This is a genomic window from Lysobacter sp. CA199 (genome assembly GCF_052078715.1).
In the GTDB taxonomy this organism is placed as follows: Bacteria; Pseudomonadota; Gammaproteobacteria; order Xanthomonadales; family Xanthomonadaceae; genus Lysobacter.
In genome coordinates this window covers 1-671 of the sequence record NZ_JBQJIL010000041.1, presented here as the reverse complement: position 1 = coordinate 671, position 671 = coordinate 1, and the positions used below count along the sequence as shown (strand labels likewise).

Here is a 671-nt window from a genome sequence, read left to right as displayed (position 1 = left end):
AGCCAGACACTTGCGCGTGTACTCATCGATCAACACCAAGATCTTCAGCACGCGCCCATCGTGGGTCCGTTCCATCACGAAATCCCAGCTCCACACGTGATGAGGGTGCTCCGGCCGCAGCCGAAGGCAGCTGCCATCGGCGAGCCAGAGCCGACCGCGCTTAGGCTGTTTGGTCGGCACCTTCAATCCTTCGCGCTTCCAGATACGCTCGACGCGGGATCGACTCGCCGACCCGCCTTGCGCTCTCACCAAGGCATGCACGCGCCGATAACCGTAGCGGCCGTACTGACTGGCCAACGCGATCACCGCCTGCGTGAGCGAAGACTCATCGCTGCGTGGCTGCGAAACATAGCGAACCGACGAGCGGGTGACATGCAATGCCCGACAAATCCGTCGCTGTGCGTAGCCCAGATGCGCGTGCACATGGGCCACCGCTTGACGACGACGCATCGGGCTTAGAAGTTTCCCTTGCTGACCTCGCGCAGAATCTGATTATCGATCACCGCGTCCGACAAGGCTCGGCGTAGCCGCGCATTCTCCGTCTCCATATCCTTCAGACGCTTGGCCTGGTCTACCTTCAAACCTCCGTATTCCTTGCGCCAACGGAAGTAGGTCTGCTCGGTCACACCCAACTGACGACTGATCTCCGCGATCGTGCGGCCTTGCGCCGA

General features: G+C 61.3%; 1 pseudogene. It reads right to left on the bottom strand.

The window, feature by feature from the left end:
* A pseudogene (locus tag ACTOWJ_RS29380) lies at positions 1-671 on the bottom strand (transposase); the annotation flags it as partial.